Source organism: Micromonospora sp. MW-13 (assembly GCF_003434305.1).
Taxonomy (GTDB): Bacteria; Actinomycetota; Actinomycetes; order Mycobacteriales; family Micromonosporaceae; genus Micromonospora.
The window spans coordinates 35,740-57,756 of record NZ_QKKX01000078.1 but is presented as its reverse complement, the minus strand read 5'-3'; the positions used below and the strand labels follow the sequence as shown (position 1 = coordinate 57,756).

The 22,017-nt window shown below is 73.5% G+C and carries 15 protein-coding genes; 10 read left to right on the top strand and 5 right to left on the bottom strand.

The window, feature by feature from the left end; all coding sequences use genetic code 11:
* Positions 1-166 precede the first annotated feature (166 nt).
* The 3 genes from C5N14_RS28895 to C5N14_RS28885 all read left to right on the top strand — a co-directional run bounded on the left by C5N14_RS28895 (position 167) and on the right by C5N14_RS28885 (position 3,345).
* Entirely contained in the window at positions 167-1,333 is a 1,167-nt protein-coding gene (locus C5N14_RS28895; RefSeq protein ID WP_117672681.1) for a M20/M25/M40 family metallo-hydrolase, read from the top strand.
* 146 nt (positions 1,334-1,479) lie between these two features.
* The gene (locus C5N14_RS28890) at positions 1,480-2,598 is read left to right on the top strand and encodes a glutamate--cysteine ligase (protein WP_117672679.1); all 1,119 of its coding nucleotides are present in this window, start codon (positions 1,480-1,482) and stop codon (positions 2,596-2,598) included.
* 147 nt (positions 2,599-2,745) lie between these two features.
* The gene (locus C5N14_RS28885; protein ID WP_207892913.1) at positions 2,746-3,345 is read left to right on the top strand and encodes a nitroreductase family protein; all 600 of its coding nucleotides are present in this window, start codon (positions 2,746-2,748) and stop codon (positions 3,343-3,345) included.
* A gap of 3 nt (positions 3,346-3,348) precedes the next feature.
* Here C5N14_RS28885 and C5N14_RS28880 read toward each other — a convergent pair whose 3' ends face one another.
* Together C5N14_RS28880 and C5N14_RS28875 are read right to left on the bottom strand one after the other, a co-directional pair.
* Entirely contained in the window at positions 3,349-4,902 is a 1,554-nt protein-coding gene (locus C5N14_RS28880; protein WP_117672677.1) for an NAD(P)-binding domain-containing protein, read from the bottom strand.
* A gap of 204 nt (positions 4,903-5,106) precedes the next feature.
* Positions 5,107-5,421: a hypothetical protein gene (locus C5N14_RS28875; protein ID WP_117672676.1), complete on the bottom strand. Its 315-nt coding sequence runs from the start codon at positions 5,419-5,421 to the stop codon at positions 5,107-5,109.
* 585 nt (positions 5,422-6,006) lie between these two features.
* Here C5N14_RS28875 and C5N14_RS28870 point away from each other — a divergent pair.
* From C5N14_RS28870 to C5N14_RS28850, 5 genes are all read left to right on the top strand, one after another.
* Positions 6,007-7,977, top strand: a complete 1,971-nt coding sequence (locus C5N14_RS28870; RefSeq protein ID WP_117672674.1) for a CRTAC1 family protein — start codon at positions 6,007-6,009, stop codon at positions 7,975-7,977.
* Positions 7,974-8,969 (top strand): enediyne biosynthesis protein, encoded by a 996-nt coding sequence (locus C5N14_RS28865; protein ID WP_117672672.1) that lies wholly within the window; start codon positions 7,974-7,976, stop codon positions 8,967-8,969. Before C5N14_RS28870 ends, C5N14_RS28865 begins: the two co-directional genes overlap by 4 nt.
* Before the next feature lie 97 nt (positions 8,970-9,066).
* A complete protein-coding gene (locus C5N14_RS28860) occupies positions 9,067-14,883 on the top strand; it encodes a type I polyketide synthase (RefSeq protein WP_117672670.1) in 5,817 nt (1,938 codons plus the stop codon).
* Between the two features lies 1 nt (position 14,884).
* Positions 14,885-15,358: a thioesterase family protein gene (locus tag C5N14_RS28855; RefSeq protein WP_117672668.1), complete on the top strand. Its 474-nt coding sequence runs from the start codon at positions 14,885-14,887 to the stop codon at positions 15,356-15,358.
* An 84-nt stretch (positions 15,359-15,442) separates the two neighbouring features.
* Positions 15,443-15,901: a flavin reductase family protein gene (locus tag C5N14_RS28850; RefSeq protein ID WP_207892912.1), complete on the top strand. Its 459-nt coding sequence runs from the start codon at positions 15,443-15,445 to the stop codon at positions 15,899-15,901.
* A 388-nt stretch (positions 15,902-16,289) separates the two neighbouring features.
* On the opposite strand, the gene C5N14_RS28845 is transcribed toward C5N14_RS28850, so the two are convergent.
* Positions 16,290-17,657, bottom strand: a complete 1,368-nt coding sequence (locus C5N14_RS28845; RefSeq protein ID WP_117672666.1) for a cytochrome P450 — start codon at positions 17,655-17,657, stop codon at positions 16,290-16,292.
* The gene (locus tag C5N14_RS28840) at positions 17,654-18,640 is read right to left on the bottom strand and encodes a DUF1702 family protein (RefSeq protein WP_117672664.1); all 987 of its coding nucleotides are present in this window, start codon (positions 18,638-18,640) and stop codon (positions 17,654-17,656) included. Before C5N14_RS28840 ends, C5N14_RS28845 begins: the two co-directional genes overlap by 4 nt.
* Positions 18,641-18,874: 234 nt before the next feature.
* Here C5N14_RS28840 and C5N14_RS28835 point away from each other — a divergent pair, with 234 nt between their 5' ends.
* Both C5N14_RS28835 and C5N14_RS28830 read left to right on the top strand, forming a co-directional pair.
* A complete protein-coding gene (locus tag C5N14_RS28835; protein WP_117672662.1) occupies positions 18,875-19,966 on the top strand; it encodes an SDR family NAD(P)-dependent oxidoreductase in 1,092 nt (363 codons plus the stop codon).
* Positions 19,963-20,664: a maleylpyruvate isomerase family mycothiol-dependent enzyme gene (locus C5N14_RS28830; RefSeq protein ID WP_117672660.1), complete on the top strand. Its 702-nt coding sequence runs from the start codon at positions 19,963-19,965 to the stop codon at positions 20,662-20,664. The genes C5N14_RS28835 and C5N14_RS28830 overlap by 4 nt, the downstream gene beginning before the upstream one ends.
* Positions 20,665-20,888: 224 nt before the next feature.
* Here C5N14_RS28830 and C5N14_RS28825 read toward each other — a convergent pair whose 3' ends face one another.
* The gene (locus tag C5N14_RS28825; RefSeq protein ID WP_256371565.1) at positions 20,889-21,668 is read right to left on the bottom strand and encodes a helix-turn-helix transcriptional regulator; all 780 of its coding nucleotides are present in this window, start codon (positions 21,666-21,668) and stop codon (positions 20,889-20,891) included.
* Positions 21,669-22,017 lie beyond the last annotated feature (349 nt).

Sequence of the window (22,017 nt, the reverse complement as noted above, 5' to 3'; positions counted from 1 at the left end):
GACCCGTGCGCTTCTTCCAGCGTGCCCTCTCCCGCCCGGCGGCGCGGACCCCGATCTCTCCCAGCGTGCCGTCCCCGAGGCCGACACCTGGGTCGACACGGAGGGCGACGAGCAGGGCACGGAAGCGTATTGCCGCTGTGTACGGGGCGCTGCCACGATCGGCCCCATGGTCGACACAGTGGACATACGGCAGGGAGCCCGGGCACAGGCCGGGACCATGGTGGACCGACTCCGTCAGCTCGTGCACCAGGAGTCCCCACCCGGGGTGGTGCGGCAGCTGCACGCCTGCGCCGACCTGTTGGAGAGCTGGATCAGCCCGGTGCTGGGCCGGCCCGCCGTGCGGGTGGTGCGCGACGGGCTGCCGCACCTGCTCTGGCCGGCCGACGACCAGCGGGTGCTGCTGCTCGGGCACTACGACACGGTGTGGCCGGCGGGGACCACGCGGGACTGGCCGTTCGCGCTCGCCGACGGCATCGCCACCGGCCCCGGGGTGTGCGACATGAAGTCCGGCATCGTGCAGTTGGTCACCGCCCTGTCGCTGCTGCCCGACACCTCCCGGGTGGGCGTGCTGCTGACCTGCGACGAGGAGAGCGGGTCGCCGACGTCCCGGCCGCTGATCGAACAGCAGGCCCGGCGGTCGCGGGCGGTGCTGGTGGGCGAGCCGTCCACGGAGACGGGCGCGCTCAAGGTCGCCCGCAAGGGCGGTTCGAGGTACGAGATCACCGTACGCGGCCGGGCCGCGCACGCGGGCGTGGAGCCGCACCGGGGGGTGAACGCGGCCGTGGAGCTGGCCCACCAGGTCCTGGCGGTACGGGCGTTCGCCGCCGAGGGCACCAGCGTCACGCCGACCGTGCTCAGTGCGGGCACCATCAGCAACCAGGTGCCCGAGTCGGCGACGTTCTGCGTCGACGTGCGCGCCTGGACCCGGGAGGAGCTCGACCGGGTGGACCGGCTGATCCACGCGCTGACCCCCCGGCTGGCCGAGGCCGCGCTCGTGGTGGGCGGCGGGATCAACCGGTACCCGTTGCAGGAGGCGGTGGCGCTGCCGCTGCTGCGGATCGCCCAGCGGGCGGGCCGGATGCTGGGCCTGCCGCCGCTGGAGGCCGCGCACGCCGCCGGGGCGTCCGACGCGAACTTCACCGGGTCGCTGGGGGTGGCCACCCTGGACGGCCTGGGCGGGGTGGGCGGGGGGTCGCACGCCCGCAGCGAGTGGGTGGACGTCACCCAGTTGTCCGACCGCGCCGCCCTGCTCGCCGCGACGGTCGCCGGCGTGCTCACCCAGCCGCGCCGGGACCCCGTCGCCGCGGGCCGGGGCGTTCCCGCGCGCCTCTGACGCGCGTCGCTGCTCCCGACTGGCCGATACACCGTCCATAATGGTGCGTCTAGTCGGCGCGCCGCCCGGTCCCCGCGCCGCTGCCCATCCGCCGGCGGGTCCACGTTCGTGGCCGCCGGCGCAGCGAGCGGGAGGACGACCGCCCCATGACCCTCACCACGCGCCAGCCCACGTCCCCGCCACGCTTCGGCGTGGAGGAGGAGTTCCTGGTCGTCGACGCCGCCACCCGGGCCCCGGCACCCCGGGCCGCCGAGGTCGTCGGGGCGGCGTCCGCGCTGCTCGGGGAGCGGGTCTCCGGGGAGATCACCACCCTGCAACTGGAGACCCGCACCGACGCCTGCGGCACGGTCGGCGAGCTGGCCGCCCAGCTCGCCGAGGCCCGCAAGGTCGTCGCCGACTGCGCGCGGTCGGCCGGGCTGCGGGTGGTGGCCACCGGCACGGCCCCCGTCGCCGGGGTGGTGCCGCCGCCGATGACCGTCGGCCCGCGCCAGAGCAGGGGCACCGAGACGTACCGGGGCCTGCACGACGAGCTGGCACTGTGCGCGCTGCACGTGCACGTGGAGATGCCGAGCCGGCAGCAGGCGGTGCTGGTCGGCAACCACCTGCGGCCGTACCTGCCGCTGCTGCTCACCCTCACGGCGAACTCGCCGTACTGGGACAACCGCGACTCCGGGTACGCGAGCTGGCGCACCACCGTCTGGGGGCGGTGGCCGGTGGCCGGCCCGCCGCCGGTGTTCGACTCGGCGGAGCACTACGACGAGGTGGTGCAGCGGCTGCTGGACACCGGCGCCCTCGTCGACCGGGCCACCATCTTCTGGGACCTCCGCCCCTCGGAGCGGCACCCGACCCTGGAGGTCCGGGTCGCCGACTCCGCCGTCACCGCCGAGGAGTCGGCGCGGTACGCGGCGCTGGTGCGGGCGCTGGTGGTGCACCTGTCAGCGGCGGTGGACGCCGGCGAGCCGGCCCCGGACGTCGCCGGCGAACTGCTGCGGGTGGCCTACTGGCGGGCGGCGCGCGACGGCCTGGACGGCGCGGGCCTGGACCCGCGCACGGGCCGGCTGCGGCCCGCGGCGGCGCTGGCCCGCGACCTGCTGGACATGGTGGAGCCGGTGCTGCGCGCCCACGGCGAGCACGACCTCGTCGCGGGGTGGCTGGAGCGGCTGGGAGCCGAGGGCACCGGGGCGCGGCGCCAGCGGTCGGTCGCCCGCCGGGGCGGGACGCTCGCCGACGTCGTCGACCACCTCGCGGAGCAGACGGCGGGCTGACCCGGCCGGCCGATCTGGGCAATTCCGCGCAACCAGCGGCGGGCGGCGTGGGTGATGCTGGAGAAGCCCCCGACCTGCCGATGGAGGCTCTCCGTGAACCAGATCACGACCACCCCGTTCCACCTGGACCGGCTGGAACCCACGCTGATGAACCGCACCGCCCGGGCGTTCGCCGACCGGATGTCGGCCCGCCGGTCGGTGCGGCAGTTCTCGGCCGAACCGGTGCCGCTGGACGTCGTCGAGGAGGCCGTGCGGGCCGCCGCGACCGCGCCCAGCGGCGCCAACCTGCAACCCTGGCGCTTCGTGGTGGTCACCGACGCCGAGCGCAGGCGCCGGCTGCGGGAGGCCGCCGAGGCCGAGGAGATCGAGTTCTACAGCCGGCGCGCCTCGGACGAGTGGCTGGAGGCGGTGGCCCCGATGGGCACCGACTGGCAGAAGCCGTTCCTGGAGACCGCCCCCGTGGTCATCGTCGTGTTCGAGGTCCACCAGGGCCCGCACACCCCGAAGCCCTACTACGTCAAGGAGTCCGTCGGCATCGCCGTCGGCGTGCTGATCACCGCCCTGCACCTGTCCGGGCTGGCCACGCTCACCCACACCCCCAGCCCGATGCGGTTCCTCAACGAGATCTGCGAGCGCCCGGCCGAGGAGCGCGCCTGTGTGGTGATGCCGGTCGGCTACCCGGCCGAGGGGGTCACCGTCCCGGAGCTGACCCGCAAGCCGCTGTCGGAGGTCATGGTCCGCCGGTAGGCGTCACCGTCCCAGGTCCGCGGTGAAGAAGTCGAGCAGGGGCTGCACGTGCCGGTCCGGCCGGCGCCACTCGGCCAGCAGGTCCTCCAGCAGGTGCAGCTCCTCGACCAGTTCCCCGCCCCGGTACCGGCGCACCACCGGGTGGATGAAGGCGCTCTCGGCGGCCCGGTCCGGCTGCGGGTGCCGCTCGATGGCGAACACGTCGGCGTACGCGTCGCGACCCCAGCGCAGCGAGAACGTGTAGTAGTGGCTCTCGCCGCCGAACCGTTGCACCGCGTGGTCCTCGGGCAGGTCCTGGTAGTGGCGGACCCCGCCGGCACCGGGGTCGACGACGAGGACGTCGCAGAGGAACTCGAACTGGGTCCACAGCGCCGAGCTCCAGTTGACCCGGTCCAGCACCACCCCGGTGAGCGCCTCGGCGTCCGCCTCCACCTTCTCGTGCAACAGCGGCGCGCCCTCGTACCGCTCGCGCAGCAGGGCGGTGAGCGTGCGCAGGTTGTAGCGGAACCCGTCGATGAAGGCCGACGACGCCTTCTTGAAGTCGCGGTCCTGGGCGAGGGTGCCGGCGAAGTAGAGCCCGTCGACGTCGACCGACTGCCAGTCGTGCCGGGTGACGGGCAGCCGCCCGCTGGGCACCATGGCGGGGCGGCAGTTCTCGGCGAAGACCGAGGTGTCCATGGCGAAGCCGGTGCAGCGCAGCACGGTCTCGTACTCCATGACGGCCGTCTCGCCGTCGGCGTGGGTGTAGGTGAGGTGCACCTCGTACCGGTCGCCGACCGGGCGGATCTCGTCGATGACGCAGTCGAGCACCGAGTGCAGGGTCTTGAACTGGTAGCTGTCCATGACCGCGCCGTGGTGGCCCCGCACGTCGCCGGGGTGCTTGGTGTTCCAGGCCAGCCGCATGGGGCGCGGACTGGCCAGGTGGACCATGGCGGCGTGCCCGAGGATCGCCGAGGCGGTCTCGAAGGCGGAGTTGCCCTTGCCGAGGATGAGCACCCGCTGGCCGGCGTAGTCGGCCGGGTCGGTGCTCATGTCCTCGTAGCCGACGGCGTGCTCGATGCCCCGCACGTCGGGGACGTTCGGGGGACCCCAGCCGGCGGCAACCACGACACAGTCGGCGTGCAGCAGCCGGTCGCCGGCGTGCACGAGGAAGCCGTCTTCGGTCTTCTCGACCCGTTCGACCGTGGTGTCGTAGCGGATGGCCAGCCGGTGGTGCCGGGCGAAGTCGCCGAGGTAGCGGACGAGGTCGTCGGCGGAGGGGAAGTACTCGCGGCTGTAGTCGGAGAACGGCAGGTCGGCCGGCTCGTGCAGCAGCGAGTTCCAGTCCCACCGCAGCCGGATCTCCGGGTCGGTGCTCGTCGTGTGCACCTTGTTCAGGGAGATCAGCCGGCGGTGCCGGGGAAACCGGCGGAAGAACTCGCCGGGGCTGGTCGCGCGTTCCAGCGTCAGGTAGTCGCTGCCGGCCTGCTGGAGGTAGTAGCTCAGCTGTAGGCCGGCCGGACCTGCGCCGATGATCAGGTAACGGTGGTGCTCGATGCCTTGTGGCAGTTCGGTCATGGGTGCTCCCGCGTCGAGTACCCAAGACCATTGATGATAAATGCACTTAAGTCAATACATATCCGGGTTGAAGCGCGGAGCCGAAGGGCCGAGGCGCGACGCCCGGGCGGCGGTCCCACCCGGCGGCCGGGCGGCAGTCCCACCCGGCGGCCGACCGCCCCCGCGGGACGGACCCGGGGGCGGACGGCCGGCGCGGGCGGCGACTCAGGCGGGCTGGGTGGCCGGCTCGCGGTGGCCGCTGACCTTCGCGGCCGGCATCGGGCCGCCGCGGGCGGTGCCGGTCATCTCGTCGCCGTCGACCGTCACGTCGAAGACCAGGTCCATCCGCATCGGCCTCTTGATGGACTGGTACCACGACAACCGGTTGCCCTCCAGCTGGAGGTCGTTCAGGGTGAGCGTCTCCTTCTCACCACGGGAGATGCCCTGCAGGACACCGTCCTTGCTGAACAGCTCCAGCTCGGTGCGGCGGACGCCGAACGGGGTGGCCACGGCCACCTTCCAGAATCCCTCGACAGACACGGCGGCTTCCTCTCTTCCCGGGTCCCGGGCGGGGGTGATCCCTGAGCGGCGCGCCCGGGCGGCGCCTCGGGCGGCGCCGCCACCCACGCTAGCCATCGCGCGGTCGGCAGATAGTCGCCATATTGCCGTCTTCGGCCCGCCGGCCGGACACAGCGGGTCAACACGGCGAGATTGACCTAAATGGATTCGATGCGTCAAATCGTCCGCTAAACGTGAACTAAACCGTCGCCATCCTGCGAAAACCTCGGGAGCAATGTGAAAGAAGCGCAGTCCGGGGCCACCGTCGCACGATGAACCTGGGCCGGATCCGACCGCCCTAATCCGCTTTCCCCGCCCGTCGCAGGAGGAAACCAGGCACGCCAGGAATCACATTCGCCACGTCGGCGAAACGGCCGGACAACCGCTCACCGCCGGCCCGGCCCGACGCGCCGGCGAAACTCGCCCCATCAGGCGACACTCCCCCATCCCTTACCGCGCACCGCCCACGGCACCGCCCGTGGAACACCGCCGCGGTGCCGCCGTCTGCCCTGTTCACGCCATCGGCTTTGGCAGAAGCCGATGGCTCCGTCGTAAGGAGACCTTACCGTGCTGGGTCAACGCGCACGCTCGCTCAGTCCCGGAATAGTCGCGATTCTACTCGCGGCCTCGCTGTTTTTCATCATCGACAGCCGCGTGTCCGTCGCCGGTGCCGAGCAGGCCGCCACACGATACCGCTTCACCGAGCAGCCCATCGCCTATCCGGACGGCTACGACCAGCTACCCAAGAGAACGATCCGGGACGTCAACCCGTCGTACTACAAGATCCGGGCCTGGATCTCGTCCGTCGGCGCGAGCATCGCGCTCAACGACCTCACCGACCACGGCCGGGCCAACAGCCTGTGCTTCGTGGACGTGCGCACCAACCACGTGGTGGTCACCTACGCGCCCACGGCGCCGAAGGAGGACCAGTTCGCGCCGTTCACCCTCGACGCGGCGCCGCTGCCGATCGACGACACCATGGCGCCGATGGCCTGCGTCCCGGGCGACTACAACCTCGACGGCCGGATGGACCTGATGGTCACCTACTGGGGCCGGGTGCCGATCCTGTTCCTGCGTAAGGCTGACGCCACGACGGTGTCCAACGCCACGTACCAGCGCCAGGAGCTGCTGCCGCAGAGCTCGCCGGACGGCCGTTACCACGGGCCCAAGTGGCACACCAACGCCTCCCTGGTCAGCGACCTCGACGGCGACGGCAAGCCGGACGTGGTCATCGGCAACTACTTCCCCGAGTCCGACGTGCTCAACACCCGGGGCCAGGACAACGTCGAGATGAACGACACCCTGTCCAGCGCCACCAACGGCGGCGGCCTGCATGTGCTGCGTTGGCACTCGGCGACCAGCGGCGACAACCCGTCGGTGAACTTCGTGGCCGAGCGCGGGGCGGTCCCGTTCAAGAAGTCCACCGGCTGGACGCTGGGCCTGGGGGCGGCCGACCTGACCGGGCGGGGGTTGCCGGACGTCTATGTCGCCAACGACTTCGGCCACAACCACCTGCTGCACAACATCTCCGCCCCCGGCCGGATCAAGTTCAAGGCGGCGATCGGGGAGCGCACCCCCACCACGCCCAAGTCGTTCGTGCTCGGCAACGGCTCGTTCAAGGGCATGGGCATCGACTTCGGCGACCTGGACCGCAACGGCAACTTCGACATGATGGTCTCCAACATCACCACGGCCTGGGGCCTGGAGGAGAGCAACTTCGTCTGGATCAACAAGGCCCGCGACGAGCGCGACATGCTCGCCAAGCTGGGCAAGGGCGTCGCACCGTTCACCCAGGAGGCCCGGCCGCTGGGCATGGCCTGGAGCGGCTGGGGCTGGGACGTCAAGTTCGGCGACTTCCTCAACAGCGGCGACCTGGAGGTCGTCCAGTCGCTCGGCTTCGTCAAGGGCAAGATCGACCGGTGGCCGTGGCTGCAGGAGATGGCCATGATGAACGACGACCTGCTGTCCAACCCGGCCATGTGGCCGAACCTGCAGCCCGGTGACGACATCGCCGGCAGCCAGCCGCTGGCGTTCTTCGCCCGCACGGCCAGCGGCGAGTTCGCCAACATCACCAAGGAGATCGGCCTGGACGTGCCGATCCCCACCCGCGGCGTCGCCACCGCGGACACCCGGGGCACCGGGGCGCTGGACCTCGCGGTGGCCCGGCAGTGGGGCCCGCCGGCGTTCTACACCAACGACGCGCCCAGCAAGGGCAACTTCCTGAACCTGCGGCTGTACCGGCCGGCGGTCGGCGCCCCGGCGGGCCAGATGCTCTGCACCCCGGCGTACGGCGCCACCGTCACGGTGACCACGCCGGACGGCCGCAAGCAGATCTCCCAGCTCGACGGCGGCAGCGGACACGCCGGCAAGCGGAGCTTCGAGGTCCACTTCGGCCTCGGGGACAGCAGCGGCCCGGTCACCGTCGACCTGCGCTGGCGCGACATCAACGGCCAGCAGCACAGCACCAGCCAGCAGCTCACCGCCGGCACGCACACCCTCGTGCTGACCGACCGCGTCGAGGAGGTTCCGAACCGATGACCACGATCGCCCCGCCCCCCAGCATCAACACCGCGCCCGCGGCCCCCGTCGTCCCCGCGCCGGCCAAGCCGGAGCCGGACCGCCGCTACCTGGCCCTGCGCAACTTCGCCCTCTCCATCAGCGTCTTCAACATCTTCGGCTACACCCTGCTCGGCTTCGAGCAGCCGTGGCTGTGGCCCATCTTCGCGGTGCTCACCGGTTACGCCGCCGAGATCTCCTTCGAGCTGATCCGGGCCTGGGCCAAGAAGGAGGCCCCGCGGTTCCTCGGCGGCGGCGGCCGCCGGGTGTACGAGTTCCTGCTGCCCTCGCACATCACCGCGCTGGCCTGCAACATGCTCCTGTACGCCAACGACATGTTCCTGCCGATCGCGTTCGCCGTGATCGTCGGCGTCACCGGCAAGTACGTCCTGCAGGCCCCGGTCTACGGCCGGATGCGGCACTACATGAACCCGTCGAACTTCGGCATCACCATGGCGCTGGTCTGCTTCGGCTCCTGGATCTCCATCGCCCCGCCGTACGAGTTCACGGAGAACGCCAACACCTACTTCCGGGTGATGATCCCGATCATCATCGTCACCGCCGGCACCGTGATCAACGCGCTGCTGACCCGCAAGGTGCCGCTGATCGTGGGCTGGCTCGGCGGCTTCGCCATCCAGGCGTTCATCCGGCACTGGATCTGGGACGTCGCGCTGTTCTCCGCGCTCGGCGTGATGACCGGTGTGGCGTTCGTGCTGTTCACCAACTACATGATCACCGACCCGGGGACCACCCCGGCCAAGCCGATGAACCAGTTCATGTTCGGCTCGTCGGTGGCCATGGTCTACGGCGTGCTGATGCTGTTCAACGTCGTCTACACCCTCTTCTTCGCGGTGGTCGTGGTCTGCGGCATCCGCGGACTGGGCTGGTGGGTGGCGCACCTGCGCAAGAAGTCCCGGGAGCGGGCCGCGGCGCCCGCCCGGCTCACCCTCGGCACCCCCAGGAGCATCGCGTGAACCGGTGGGACGGTACGCGCCGCGCGAGCGGGCGCGCCGCGCCGGCCAACCACGTCGACCCCGTCCGGGCGGTCGACGGACGAAGCGAGGACCACAAATGAGCGAACACATCGCGGTCGTCGGGATCGCCTGCCGGTATCCCGACGCCGAGAATCCCAACCAGCTCTGGGAGAACGTGCTCACCGGCCGCCGGGCCTTCCGCCGGCTGCCCGACGAGCGGATGAACTCGGAGGACTACTACTCCCCCGACCCGGCCGCGCCCGACCGGTTCTACTCGGCCAAGGCCGCGGTGATCGAGGGCTTCGAGTTCGACCGGGTCCGGTACAAGATCGCCGGCAGCACCTTCCGGTCCACCGACATGACGCACTGGCTGGCCCTGGACACGGTCGCCCGGGCGCTGGAGGACGCCGGCTTCGCCGACGGCGAGGGGCTGCCGCTGGCCACCACCGGGGTGATCATCGGCAACACCCTCACCGGCGAGTTCAGCCGCGCCAACCTGCTGCGGCTGCGCTGGCCCTACGTGCGCCGCACGGTCGGGGCGGCACTGCGCGAGCAGGGCTGGGACGACGCCGAGGTCGGCACCTTCCTCGACGAGCTGGAGCCACGCTACAAGGCGCCGTTCCCGCCGATCGACGAGGACACCCTGGCCGGCGGCCTGGCCAACACCATCGCCGGCCGGGTGTGCAACCACTTCGACTTCAAGGGCGGCGGCTACACCGTCGACGGCGCCTGCTCGTCGTCGCTGCTCTCGGTCGCCACCGCCTGCACCGCCCTGGCCAACGGCGACCTCGACGCCGCCGTGGCCGGCGGGGTGGACCTGAGCATCGACCCGTTCGAGGTGATCGGCTTCGCCAAGACCGGGGCCCTGGCCACCGGGGAGATGCGGGTGTACGACCGCAACTCCAACGGGTTCTGGCCGGGCGAGGGCTGCGGCATGCTGGTGCTGATGCGCGACGAGGACGCCGTGGCGCGCGGGCTGCGCCGGCACGCCGTCATCGCCGGCTGGGGCTACTCGTCCGACGGCAAGGGCGGCATCACCCGGCCCGAGGCCAGCGGGCACCGGCTGGCCATCCGCCGGGCGTACGAGCGGGCCGGCTTCGGCATCGACTCGGTCGCCTACCTGGAGGGCCACGGCACCGGCACCGCCGTCGGCGACGCCACCGAGCTGACGGCGTTCACCGAGGCCCGGCAGGAGGCCGACCCGGCGGGCGCGCCCGCCGCGATCAGCACCGTGAAGGGCAACTTCGGTCACACCAAGGCCGCCGCCGGGGTCGCCGGGCTGCTCAAGGCGATCCTCGCGGTACGCCAGCAGGTCATCCCGCCGGCCACCGGGCACGTCGACCCGCACCCGGTGCTCGAGGCGGAGCAGCCCGCCGTTCGGGTGCCCGCGACGGCGGAGCTGTGGCCGGCCGACAAGCCGGTCCGGGCGGCGGTGTCCTCGATGGGCTTCGGCGGCATCAACGCCCACGTGGTGGTCGAGAGCGCGGAGAACGGTCGGCGCACCCGGATCGGGGCGTCCACGACCGCGCTGGTGCGCTCGCGGCAGGACACCGAGCTGCTGATGTTCGACGCGCGTACCCCGGAGGAACTGGGCTCGCGGCTGTCGGACCTGGCGCCGTGGGTCGGTCGGCTGTCGTACGCCGAACTGGGCGACCTGGCCGCGGCCCTGGCCGGGAAGCTGGCCGACCGGCCGGTGCGGGCGGCGGTGGTCGTCGCCTCGCCCGAGCAGGCGCGGCAGCGCCTGGAGCGGCTGGTCGAGCTGGTCGACGCCGGCGAGCAGCGGGTGATCGACGCGGCCGGTGGCGTGTTCCTCGGCGCGGCGGGTTCCGCCCCGCGGATCGGGTTCCTGTTCCCCGGCCAGGGCGCGGGCCGACGGGCCGACGGCGGCGCGCTGCGCCGCCGGTTCGAGGAGGTCGACGCCCTGTACCAGGCCCACCAGCCGCCGCCCGGCGCGGACCTGGTGGCCACGGCGGTGGCGCAGCCGCGGATCGTGACCGCGTCGGTCGCCGGCCTGCGGGCGCTGTCGATGCTCGGGGTGCGGGCGACCGGGGCCGCCGGGCACAGCCTCGGTGAGCTGACCGCGCTGCACTGGGCCGGCGCCATGGACGAGGCGACGCTGATCGCGACCGCCGGCGCCCGTGGCCGGATCATGGCCGACGCCAGCTCCGGCGACGGCACCATGGCCAGCATCTCCGCCGCCCCCGAGGTGGTGGAGCCGCTGCTGGCCGGCACGCCGGTGGTCATCGCCGGCTACAACAGCCCGCAGCAGACCGTGGTCTCCGGCCCGGTCGCGGCGGTGGAGCAGGTCGGCGCGCTGGCCGAGCGGGCCGGGCTGTTCTGGACCCGGATCGCGGTGTCGCACGCCTTCCACTCCGAGGCCGTCGCCCCGGCCGCGGTCGCGTTCGCCGAGCACCTGGGCGGCCTGTCCTTCGCGCCGCTGTCCGGCGCGATGGTCTCCACGGTCACCGGGGACGTGCTGCCGGCCGACACCGACGTTCCCGACCTGCTGCGCCGGCAGGTGCTGGACCCGGTGCGGTTCACCCAGGCGGTGCGCCGCCTGGCCGACGACGCCGACCTGCTGCTGGAGGTCGGTCCGGGTCGGGTGCTGCGCGGCCTGGCCGCGGACATCGCCCCGGAGGTGCCGACGATCTCGCTGGAGACCGACAGCCTGTCGCTGGCGGGCCTGCTCAGCGCGGTCGGCGCGGCGTACGCGGCGGGCGCGCCGGTGAACCACTCGGCGCTGTTCCAGGACCGGTTCACCCGGGCGCTGGAGCCGGGCCGGCCGCTGCGGTTCTTCGCCAGCCCCGCCGAGTCGGCGCCGGCCGGGGACTTCGCGGTGGCCCGTACCGGGGCCGAGCCGACCGCCGTCGCGGCGCCGGCCGGCGGGTCGGTCGCGGTCTCCGGGCCCGGCGCGACGGTCGACAGCCTGGAGTTGCTGCGCCGGCTCGCCGCCGAGCGGGCGGAGCTGCCGCTGGAGGCGGTGCGGCCCGACAGCCGGCCGCTGGACGAGCTGCACCTCAGCTCGATCACCGTCGGGCAGATCGTCAACCAGGCCGCCCGGGAACTCAACGTGGCCGCCCCGACGCTGACCTCCAGCTACGCCACCGCCACGGTGGCGGAGATCGCGCAGATCCTCGACGAGGCCGGCGGCGGCAACGGCGCGGACGAGCCGGAGCAGTCGATCGCCGGCGTGGCACCGTGGGTACGGGCGTTCGCGGTGGACCTGGTGCCCACCGAGGTCGGGCCGCGGGCCGGCGCTCCGGTCGACGGCGGCTGGCAGGCGTTCACCGCCGGGCACAGCCCGCTCGCCGAGCCGCTGCGCACGGCGCTGCAACAGGCCCGGGTCGGCGGCGGGGTGCTGCTGTGCCTGCCGCGTGACTGTCAGCCCGAGCACATCCCGGTGATGTTGCGGGCCGCCCGGGCCGCCCTGTCGCAGGGCGGCGCCGTCCGGTTCGTGGCGCTCGGCGACCGGCGCACCGCGGCCGGCCTGGCCAAGACGCTGCACCAGGAACACCCGGAGATCACCACCACGGTGGTCAGCCTGCCGCTGGCCGACGAGCCGTCCGCCGAGGACGTCGCGGCCACGGTGGCGCGGATCGTCGCCGACGTGGCGGCCACCGCCGGGTTCAGCGAGGTGCACTACGACGCCGACGGCAACCGGCACGTGCCGGTGCTGCGGCCGGCGACCCTGCCGCCCAACGGCGGGCCCGGGCTCGGGGTGGAGGACGTGCTCCTGGTCACCGGCGGCGGCAAGGGCATCACCGCCGAGTGCGCCCTGGCGCTGGGACGGGACACCCAGACGGCGGTCGGCCTGATCGGCCGCTCTGACCCGGCGGCCGACGCGGAACTGGCGGCCAACCTCGACCGGCTCACCGCCGCCGGGGTGCGCTTCCACTACGCCCGGGCGGACATCACCGCCCTGGACGAGGTGAAGGCGGCCGTCAACGACATCGAGCGGGTACTCGGCCCGGTCACCGGCGTGCTGCACGGCGCCGGCCGCAACGAGCCGACCGCGGTGGCCAACCTGGACGAGGCGACGTTCCGGCGGACCCTCGCGCCGAAGATCGACGGGCTGGAGGCCGTGCTCGCCGCGACCGACCCGCACACGCTGCGGCTGCTGGTCACCTTCGGCAGCATCATCGGCCGGGCGGGGCTGCGCGGCGAGGCGCACTACGCCACGGCCAACGACTGGATGACCGACCTGACCCGCCGGGTCGGCGAGGACTACCCGCACATCCGGTGCCTGGCGCTGGAGTGGTCGGTGTGGTCCGGCGCCGGCATGGGCGAGCGGCTCGGGGTGCTGGAGGCCCTCACCCGCGACGGCATCGCGCCGATCCCGGTGGAGGCCGGCATCGCCACGCTGAAGGAGGTGCTGGCCAGCCCGTCCGCGCCGCAGGCGCTGGTGGTGATGGGCCGCGCCGACGGCCTGTCGACGGTCACGCTGGAGCGGCGCGAGCTGCCGCTGCTGCGCTTCGTCGACCGGCCGCAGGTGCACTACCCGGGCGTGGAGCTGGTCGTGGACGCCGACCTGACCGCCGACGACGACCTCTACCTGCCCGACCACCTGCTCGACGGGGACCTACTCTTCCCCGCCGTGCTGGGCATGGAGGCGATGGCGCAGGCGGCGGCGGCACTCACCGGGCGCACCGAGGCGCCGGTGCTGGAGGACGTCGAGCTGCTGCGCCCGATCGTGGTGCCGCCCTCGGGCAGCAACACGATCCGGATCGCGGTGCTCGCGGCGGCCGACGGCGCGGTCGAGGCGGTGGTGCGCAGCAGCGACACCAACTTCCAGGCCGACCACTTCCGGGCCCGGCTGCGCTGGGACCAGCCGCTGCGGGTCGAGGCCCGGCCGGGGACCGCCGCGGCGCGGCTGTTGCCGATCGACCCGGCCCGCGACCTGTACGGCCCGGTGCTGTTCCAGGGACGGCGGTTCCAGCGCCTCCAGGGCTACCTGGACCTGGCGGCGACGAGTTGCACGGCGCGGGTGTCCAACCGGCCGGTCGACGCGTGGTTCGCCCGGTACCGCCCCGGCGACCTGGTGCTCGGCGACCCGGGCACCCGGGACACGGTGATGCACGCGTTGCAGTGCTGTGTCCCGGACGCGACCCTGCTGCCGGGGGCGATCGAGCGGCTGCACCTGGCCGACCCGAAGGTCGCCGCCACCCTGGACACCGTCACCATCCACGCGGTGGAGCGGCTGCGCCAGGGCGACACCTACCACTACGACGTGGACGTCTGCGACGCCGACGGCAACCTCGTCGAGCGGTGGGTGGGGCTGCGCCTGCACGCCGTACGCAAGCAGGACGGCACCGGGCCGTGGCTGCCGGCGCTGGTCGGCCCGTACCTGGAGCGGCGGGCCGGGGCGTTCCTGCCCGACGAGCTGCGCTGCGTCGTACGGCCCGACGACCCGGACGCCACCGGTAAGCCGGCCCGACGCCGGCAGACCGCCCGGGCGGTGAGCTGGGCGCTGGGCACGGAGACGACGGTGCGCTACCGACCGGACGGCAAGCCGGAGGTCGACGGGGACGTCCGGGTCTCCGCCTCGCACGGCGCCGGGGTCACCTTCGCCGTCGCCGGCGCCTCGGCGGCGGTGGGCTGCGACGTGGAGCTGGCCACGGCCCGTGCCGCGGCGGAGTGGGAGGGCCTGATCGGCCCGGACGGCGTCGCCCTGGCCACGCTGCTGGCCCGGGAGCAGGGCGAGGACCTGTCGGTCGCCGCCACCCGGGTCTGGGGCGCGGTCGAGTGCCTGCGCAAGAACGGCCACGCCCGGGTCGACCTGGTGGCCGAGCCGAACGGAACGGCCGGCTGGGTCGCCCTGCGGTCGGGGGCGGCGCGGGTCGCCACCTTCGTCACCGCGCTCAACGACATCGCCGACCCGGTGGTGTTCACGATGCTGGCGGAAGGAGGCAGGTGAGATGGAGTCGTACTACGAGTACCGGCACCTGGTGGGTTTCGAGGAGACCAACCTCGTCGGGAACGTCTACTACGTCAACTACATGCGCTGGCAGGGCCGGTGCCGGGAGATGTTCCTGCGGGACCAGGCGCCGGAGGTCCTGGCGGACATCCGCGACGACCTGAAGCTGTTCACGCTCAAGTGCGAGTGCGAGTTCTTCACCGAGATCACCGCGTTCGACGAGTTGTCGATCCGGATGCGGCTGGAGGACCTCACCCAGACCCAGATCGGCTTCGCGTTCGACTACGTGCGGCTGCGTGACGGCTTCGAGGAGCTGGTGGCCCGGGGCCGGCAGCGGATCGCGTGCATGCGCGGCCCGAACACCGACACCCGGCCGACCCGGGTGCCGGACACGCTGCGCGCGGCCCTGTCGCGCTACGCGGTGGCCCCCACGGCTGGTGGCCGGAAGGTGCTCGAAGGCGTCGGGGAGGGCTGAGCCGTGACCAGAGCGGACCAGCGACCGACCGCCGGACCGGCGACGGTGCCCGCCGCGGCCAACCACGCCGAGCTGCGGACGGTGATGGGGATGTTCGCCACCGGCGTGACGGTGGTGACGTCGGGCCGGGACCTGCCGCACGGCATGACCGCGAACGCGTTCACCTCGGTGTCGCTGGACCCGGCGATGGTCCTGGTGTGCGTGAAGCGCAACGCCGTCATGCACGACACCGTCCTGGCCCAGGGCACCTTCGCGGTGTCCATCCTGGCCGCCGACCAGGAGGGGCTGGCGCGGTACTTCGCCAGCTCCAGCAGGCCCCGCGACGAGCGGGAGTTCGAGACGGTGCGGTGCGAGCCGGGCCCGCACACCGGCGCGCCGATCGTGGCCGGGAACCTGGCCTGGGTGGAGTGCAAGCTGGCGGCGGTGTACGACGGCGGCGACCACTCCATCTTCCTCGGCTCGGTGCTCGCCACCGGCCGTGGGGAGAGCAGCGACGCCCTGCTGTTCCACGGCGGCCGGTTCTGCGAGGTCGGCAAGGGCTGACCGGGTCGGCCCGGCGCCCACCGGGCCGACCACCGACGGCCGGGCGGCCACGCACCCCGCGTGGTCGACCCGGCCGTCGCCGTGCGGGCCGGGCGCGGGGAGCACCAGGGCCGCCGCGGGCCGCCGCCCGGTGCGGGAACCACCAGGGCCGGCGCGGGCGGAACGCCCGGAGCCGGCCTCGCGGCGCGCCAGCCCGGCGGCGAACCCCGGGCCCGGCCGGCGGCGAACGCCGGGCCCGGCCGGCCGGACGACCCCGGGGGCCGCGGACCGGCCGTGGCGACGCACCGCCGGCGGCGGCCCGGGCCGGACAGGCCGGCCCCCGGCCGGACACGACGAGGCGCAACCGGCGGAAAGCACCGGTTGCGCCTGGATCGACGGATCGGACGGGTCAGGCCTCGTGGACGTGCATCGGCAGGCCGCCCCGCACCCGCAGGGTCAGCATCGGCTCCGGCACCACCGGGTACCCGGGGCTCAGCGACAGGCGTAGCTGGCGGGCCACGCAGGCGAGGACGAACACCGCCTCCATCAGCCCGAGGTTGTTGCCGACACAGAAGCGCGGGCCGGCGCCGAACGGGATGAAGGCGTACCGCGGTCGGTCGGTACGCCGGTCCGGGTCGAACCGCAGCGGGTCGAAGCGGTCCGGATCGGGCCAGAACTCCGGGTGCCGGTGCAGGGTGTACGGGCACAGCACCAGGTCGGCGCCGGCGGGCACGTGCCACCCGCCGACGGTGTCGTCGCCCTGGGCGACGCGCGGCAGCAGCCACACGGGCGGGTACAGCCGCATCACCTCGTCGACCACCATCGCGGTGTACCGCAGCCGGTGCAGGTCCTCGTACACCGGGTTCCGGTCGCCGAGCACCTCGACGGCCTCGGCGTGCATCCGTTCCCACACCTCGTGGTGCTGGTCGAGCAGGTAGAAGGCCCAGGTGAGGGTGCTGGCGGTGGTCTCGTGCCCGGCCAGCAGCAGGGTGACCAGCTCGTCGCGCATCCGCTGCCGGGCCACCTGCGGGTCGGTCTCCCGGCTGGTCGACTCGATCAGGCGGGACACCACGTCGTCGCGGCCCTCGGTGCCGCCGGGCTGCGCCCGCCGGTGCGCCACCAGCCGGTCGACGATCTCCTGTAGCTCGGCGCGGGCCCGGCGGAAGCGTAGCTGCCGGGGCAACGGCACCCAGGTCGGCACGGTGCTCAGCGACATCATCTCGAAGATCGCCTGGTCCTGTACCGCCTCGAACGCCTCGCCGATCCCGCCGAACTCGCCGAGGTCGGCGTCGAGCAGCGTCCGGCCCAGCACGCCGAGGGTCAACTCGGTCATCTCGTGCCGGATGTCGACCGGGCCGCCGCCGACCATGCGCTGGAGCCGGTCGGCCATCCGCACCGCCTCCTCGGCGACCGCGTCGGCCTGCCGGGCGATGCGGCGCGCCTGGAACACCGGCTGGATCACCTTGCGCTGCTTGGTCCACAGCTCGCCCTCGCTGGTCAGCAGGCCGTCGCCGAGGGTACGGCGGGCGTGCACCAGCCCGATGCCCTTGTGGTAGTTGCCGGGGTTCTCGGCCAGCACGTGCTTGGCGTGGTCGGGGTGGTTGAAGAAGTAGAGCGTCTTCGGTCCCAGGGGCAGCCGGACCGCGTCGCCGTGCCGGGCGGAGACCGCCCGCATGACGTCGAGCCGGTTGCGGGCCATCCGCCCGAGCAGCATCGGCGCCGTCCAGGGCGACGGCCCCGGCGGGCGCAGCCGGCCCCGGTCGGCGACGGCGGTCACGGCTGCACCCTCGCGCCGACCCGGAACCGCTCGGCCACGGCGCGCCGCCACACCTCGTACGCGGGCAGGCCGTCTGCCGCCGGTCCGGCGGGGATCAGCTCGTCGGTGATCCGGCCCGCCTCGGCGGCGGAGGTCCGGCAGAACACCCGGGCCGCCAACTCCGTGTGCGGCACCAGCAGCCCGGCCCGGATCCGGGCCTGCGCCGCGAACGCGGAGGCCTGGGCGACGAACGGGGCGTGCTCGCCCGCCCGGGTCACGAACAGCCGCAGCTCGTCCTCGGTGCAGCCGCCCGCGTACGTGGCCGCGAGGCCGGCGCCGCTGTAGAGGTCCTGGTGCCGCGCCGGCGCGAACCGGTCGATGAGGTCGGCGGCGACCGTCGGGTCGCACCCGGCGACGAACCAGGTGGCCCGGCCGATGCCCTGGTCGATGGCGCGGGCGGCGTACGAGACGGGGCCCTCGGCCGGCCACGGGAAGTCGGTCACCGCGCGCCGGCCGTGCACGTACGCGTCGGTGTGGAAGTACGCCTGGTGGAAGCCGTAGCCGTCGTGTACGAGCCAGCGCAGCAAGGGGTCGGTGGCGGCGGCCAGGGCCCGGCGCCACAGGAACTTCGGTAGTCGGGCGAGCGCCCAGCCGATCCCGACGTACGCCATGTAGACGTGCCGGTCGCCGGTGCCGGCGAGGAACTCGGCGCTGCGCCGGGGGGTGCCCGGGGTCAGCGCGTCGACCAGCGCGAAGCCCATGGCCACGCCCTCGTAGGCGAACCCCTGGAACCGAGTGGGCAGCTCGGCGAGCTCGGTGTCGACGTCGGTCACCCGGCGGGCGCCGGCTGCCGAGGAGAGCCCGGCCAGGAACGACGACCCGACCGTCTCCAGGATGGTGCGGGCCTCCGGCCCCTTGTCGTGGAACCCCCGGGTGGAGACGAGGGTCTCCGAGACGTCGGGGGTGAGGACGCGGCGCCTGAGCGCCCTGATGGTGCCGGCCACCTGCTGCTCCCATTCATCCAGGATTGACGATCCAACTGCCCAATCCTCCCGGCCGTCCGGCGTCCGACACCACTTCCCGATTGCCCTCTGACCTGCGGCGCAACGGCCGGGACGACGGCACGCTGGGAGTAGTTCGCCGCCTGAAGGCGGGGGCACGATCGAGCCGCCCGCCATGCCTGGCAGCCGCGGCGCGCCGCGCGTCCCGCGCCGGTCGCGGGCGGAGAGGAGCTCGCGATGTTGGTACTCGTGACGGGCGGTACGGGCTTCGTCGGCGCGCACACGGTCGCGGCACTCGCCGCGGCCGGACACAGGGTGCGGGTACTGGCCCGCGACCCCGACCGGGTCGACCCGGCCCTGTCGCCGCTGTCCGTGCCGAGCGACGCGGTGCAGGTCGCGGACGGCGACGTCACCGACGAGACGGCGGTGGCCCGGGCCGTCCGCGGGGTCGACGCGCTGGTGCACGCCGCCTCGGTCTACTCCTTCGACAGCCGGTGGCACGAGGCCACCCGGCGCACCAACGTGCGCGGCACGGAGGTGGTGCTGGCGGCGGCCCGCCGGCTCGGGGTGGGGCGGTCGGTGCACGTGTCGACGTTCGGCGCGTTGCTGCCGTCCCCGGCCGGAACGGTGGGCCCGCAGTCGCCGCCGAGCACGGCCCGGGAGACGTACCTGGCGAGCAAGGCTGCCGCGGAGCGGGTCGCCCGGCGGCACCAGGCGCACGGCGACCCGGTGGTGATCAGCTACCCGCCGGCTCTGCTGGGCCCGGACGACCCGAAGCTCGGCGACCAGAACGCGCGGCTGCGCAACGTGCTGCGCGGCCTGATGCCGATGTGGCCCACCGGCGGCTTCCCGGTCGGCGACGTCCGGGACACGGCCACGCTGCTCGCGAAGCTGGCCACCGGCCCGGCCGAGCCCGGCGACCGGCACCTCGGCCCGGGCCGTTACCTGCGCACCCGCGACTACGTCCGGGCCGTGCGCGAGGTGACCGGCCGCCGGCTGCCCACGCTGTTCCTGCCGGCCCGGGCGATGCTGCCCTTCGCCTACGCCACCGACGTGGTGCAGCGGGTGTGGCCGTGGCACATCCCGGCCGAGTACGGCGCCTGCTACGTCTGCGCCTGCGACGCCCGCCCGGAGGAGGCGGCCCGGTCGGCGGGGCCCGAGCCCCGGCCGGTCGTCGAGACGATCGCCGACACCGTGCGCTGGCTGCACCGTACGGGGCGGCTCACGGCGGCGCAGGCCGGCCGGGCCGCCGTACCTGTCGAGCCCGCCGCGCCCGCGGCGGGATCCGTCCGAGCCGCGGCAGCGCCGCGGGAGGAGGCACGACCATGACCGTCGCAGAACCGCACCCCGCCCGCCCGTCCGAGGTCCGCGCCGTCGCGGCCTACCGCCAGGTCCGCGAGGCCACGGCGGCCCTGCTGGCCCAGGGGCCGCCCGGGGTCGGCGCGGAGCCGGTGGCCCACTGTCCGGGATGGACTGTCCGGGACCTCGTCGCGCACCTGGTGGAGATCTGCGCGCGGGTGCACGGCCGGGTCACCGGGTCCACCCCCGGCCCGGTGCCCGACGGCGGACTGCCGGAGCTGCTCGACGAGTGGGAGCGGCTGAGCGGGCCGGTGGAGGAGTTCCTCGCCGGACCGGGCTCGATGGACCGGAACATCCTGGTGATGGACGCGTTCACCCACGAGCTGGACCTGCGTCAGGCGCTGGGCGTGCCGCCGCCGGTCGACCACTCGGCGCTGCCGGTGGCCTCGGGTGTCCTGCTGACGGGGCTCTCCGCCTCGCTCGACGGCCACGGCCTGCCGCCGCTGACGGTCGAGACCGAGCACGGGCGGCACGTGGCGGGAACGGGCGTGCCGGTGGCCACGATGTCCGGCCCGTGGCACGAGGTCTATCTGTCGCTGGCCGGTCGCCGCACCACGGCGCAGATCCGGTCGCTGCGGTGGAGCGCGGATCCGGGGCGCTGGCTGCCGGCGTTCACCTGGGGTCCCTTCCGGGTGCCGGAGTCGGCCGTCGCCGAACCCGCACGCTGAACGCCGGTTCCGCCGTGCGCACCGGTCGGCGGCCCGGCCGGCCGGTGCCCCCGTCCCACCGGCCTGCTCCCCTCCCCCGGGGAGGTCTTCCTGGACGCGTTGCCGGGTCCCGCGCGGCCCGCGTCCTCATCCCCCGATGGCGGCGGTGCCACCGGGCCCGTGACCGCGTTGCGGCGCCGGGCCCCGGCCCGGGGTCCGGGGTCGCGACCGCCCGAGGGCTGCCGTCACGACTTGGCCCCGTGCAGCATCCGCGACGGCCGGCCGGTGCGCCGGTCGGTGCGGGCGAAGCCGTGCCGGGTCCGGCTGCCGGGGGCGTTGCTGTCCAGTTCGGGCAGCGCGATCAGGATGGGCAGGTCGAACACCCCGGTGTGGTGCAGATCGAGATCCACCGTGAGGTCGACACCGGCGGTGACGGTGAGCGCGTCGTGCGAGCCGACCGCCAGGGGCCGGCGCATGGACGGCCGGGCCGCGATGTCGTCGAGCGCGATCGCTGCGGCCCGCAGGTACCACTCCCCCTCCGGCACATCGCGCAACACGTACTCGCCGGAGGCCTCCAGGATGTCGCAGGAGGCCGGCAGGCCCTGCACGATCGGGCTGTCGAAGACGCCGACGTACACCTTCACCGGCACGTCGACCGGGGGCAGGGCGAGGCGTCCGGAGATGCTGGCCCGGCGGCGCGGGCCGGGGGTCCGGGTGCGGGCCAGCTGCGGGATGCCGTGCTCGGCCAGCCAGCGGTAGCGGGCCGGCGAGATGCCCACGCTGCGGGTGAACCGGCTGATGAAGGTGCCCAGACTGTTGTAGCCGACCGCGTAGGCGATGTCGGTGACGCTCATGTCCGTCTCGAGCAGCAGGTTCTTGGCCTTGTAGAGCCGGATCGCGGTCAGGAAGCGGCCAGGCGAAGTGCCCGTCTTCGACCGGAACAGCCGGGAGAAGTAAAAGCGGCTGAGAAAGGCGGAATCGGCCATGGTATCGAGCGACAGTGGTTCGTGGTAACGATCCCACATGATCGAGATGGCTCTTTCGACGGCGTTGTGCACGGCGAATCAACTCCATTCGGTGAACACGTTGGAGACACTCCGGCCGCAACCTGGCACGACGTACCTGCGCGCCGGGTCGCCGGCTGCGGGGTCGCCCCCACGGCCGGCGACGAGATCCTGTCCAGATCGCCACGACACCGTCGTCGCACCGTAGCGGAACAGGTGTTCGACCGCCCCGCGAAAACTGTGAAGAATGACCAGTTCACCGGTGTGGTCGGGTAGCGTAAGTGCGGACCGAAACCTCTCGAACCGCGCTTACTGTGAGTGTCCTAAGTGGTCCGGATGGGTTAGGACGATACCATGCATGGAGATCAAT

Coding starts and splice junctions, on each gene's coding strand:
- C5N14_RS28895 (WP_117672681.1), top strand. CDS start 167: ATGGTCGACACAGTGGACATACGGCAGGGAGCCCGGGCACAGGCCGGG.
- C5N14_RS28890 (WP_117672679.1), top strand. CDS start 1,480: ATGACCCTCACCACGCGCCAGCCCACGTCCCCGCCACGCTTCGGCGTG.
- C5N14_RS28885 (WP_207892913.1), top strand. CDS start 2,746: ATGAACCGCACCGCCCGGGCGTTCGCCGACCGGATGTCGGCCCGCCGG.
- C5N14_RS28880 (WP_117672677.1), bottom strand. CDS start 4,902: ATGACCGAACTGCCACAAGGCATCGAGCACCACCGTTACCTGATCATC.
- C5N14_RS28865 (WP_117672672.1), top strand. CDS start 7,974: ATGACCACGATCGCCCCGCCCCCCAGCATCAACACCGCGCCCGCGGCC.
- C5N14_RS28860 (WP_117672670.1), top strand. CDS start 9,067: ATGAGCGAACACATCGCGGTCGTCGGGATCGCCTGCCGGTATCCCGAC.
- C5N14_RS28855 (WP_117672668.1), top strand. CDS start 14,885: ATGGAGTCGTACTACGAGTACCGGCACCTGGTGGGTTTCGAGGAGACC.
- C5N14_RS28850 (WP_207892912.1), top strand. CDS start 15,443: ATGGGGATGTTCGCCACCGGCGTGACGGTGGTGACGTCGGGCCGGGAC.
- C5N14_RS28835 (WP_117672662.1), top strand. CDS start 18,875: ATGTTGGTACTCGTGACGGGCGGTACGGGCTTCGTCGGCGCGCACACG.
- C5N14_RS28830 (WP_117672660.1), top strand. CDS start 19,963: ATGACCGTCGCAGAACCGCACCCCGCCCGCCCGTCCGAGGTCCGCGCC.
- C5N14_RS28825 (WP_256371565.1), bottom strand. CDS start 21,668: ATGTGGGATCGTTACCACGAACCACTGTCGCTCGATACCATGGCCGAT.